Genomic DNA, 945 nt, shown 5'->3' on the forward strand with positions numbered 1-945 from the left:
TCCGGCTACCACCGACTCAGCCCCCGCTACGAGCGCGATCCCCGGAACTACCTGGCCTTTCTCGGACTCGCCGCCGCCCTGTGCTGCTACAAGCGACTCGTCCGCCTCACCACGTAGGACACGGTCTTAGGGACGGGCTACCCTCGCGTCACGGTGTGTTTCCGCAGGTGACTGCGTTGCCCTGATTCTCCGTCCGGGAGGGCCATCCATCCTCCAGTAAACGCATAAGGCTCAGACCGAAGGTCCTCCGGTCTGGGTCTTCTTGAGCCCTGGCTTTTCCCGGTCAGCCACGGCATCCCTTCCCGCTCTCCAAGCTGATCGACGATCTCGACCCCCGAGACTGCCACCGCAGCAATCCGAAAGCAGACGCTGGGACGGTTGCCTCCATCGCTCGCCACCCCTGTCTGCCATCATGTCCTCTTCACTGTCGTTGACGGTGGCAAGATCTCGGCGGAACACCCCCGCGTCGGCGGGGACCACGGCGGCGGGGCGCAAGTGATGGCCCCTAGCCCTCCCGTCAGCCCTTGTCGAGGAAGTCGCGGGCGCCGCGCAGCCTGGTGTTCAGCCGGCGTTGCGTGGCGCGGCTGTCCAGGCGCACGTCCAAGGCTCCCAGGAGCTGCGTGTCCGCCCGGCGGCCGGCGGACAGCCGGGCGGGGTCGATGCCATCGCGTCGGGCGATGAGTACGCCGAGGTCGTAGCGGCTGAGGGCATCGGGTCCCGCGAGGTGGAAGACGAAGAAAACCGCGTCGCTGGAGACGTGCACCAGCCGGATGCCACGCCGCGCGGTGGACTGAGCAAGGCGGACAGGGCCATCGGCGGTGACCGTCCAGTCGGCATCCCCACTGGACGCGTTGATCACCACGCTGGGCTCCACCGCGTCGATGACTTTGTCGAGAGCACGAGGATCACGGAAGTCCAGCCGGTGCCACGAGACGGAAGGGGTAA

General features: G+C 67.1%; 1 protein-coding gene and 1 pseudogene. One reads left to right on the plus strand and one right to left on the minus strand.

Features of this window, described 5'->3' with window-relative positions; all coding sequences use genetic code 11:
- Positions 1-117 (plus strand): annotated as a pseudogene (locus tag NMK44_RS41880) (IS5/IS1182 family transposase); the annotation flags it as partial.
- A 400-nt stretch (positions 118-517) separates the two neighbouring features.
- Here the strand turns inward: NMK44_RS41880 and NMK44_RS41885 are convergent.
- Positions 518-945 (minus strand): sugar nucleotide-binding protein (locus tag NMK44_RS41885; RefSeq protein ID WP_254753398.1); only part of this gene is annotated, 428 nt, incomplete at its 5' end.

The organism is Streptomyces cucumeris (genome assembly GCF_024295805.1).
Classification (GTDB): domain Bacteria; phylum Actinomycetota; class Actinomycetes; order Streptomycetales; family Streptomycetaceae; genus Streptomyces; species Streptomyces cucumeris.